1 protein-coding gene is annotated in these 290 nt (G+C 47.2%); it reads left to right on the forward strand.

Going from position 1 to position 290, the window contains the following annotated elements:
• The coding region (locus AB4486_RS23770; RefSeq protein ID WP_372119043.1) for an LD-carboxypeptidase at positions 1 to 290 on the forward strand (290 nt) is incomplete at both ends.

Genomic DNA, 290 nt, shown 5'->3' on the forward strand with positions numbered 1-290 from the left:
GTTTGTTAACTGGAGAGTCAGAAGGGTATCGTTCTGGTTCCATTCAAGCGCGAGCCGAAGAACTCAATCAGCTCATTCGAGATCCTGACGTGCGCTGCATTATGTCGACCATTGGTGGTAACAACAGTAACTCACTGTTGTCATACATCGATTATGATGCCCTTAGAGACGACCCTAAGATCATCGTCGGCTATTCAGATGCCACAGCATTACTGTTAGGCATCTACGCCAAAACTGGATTGGTGACTTTTTATGGCCCTGCACTTGTTGCGTCATTTGGTGAGTTCCCG

The organism is Vibrio sp. 10N.222.55.C6, assembly GCF_041473395.1.
Classification (GTDB): Bacteria; Pseudomonadota; Gammaproteobacteria; order Enterobacterales; family Vibrionaceae; genus Vibrio; species Vibrio crassostreae_C.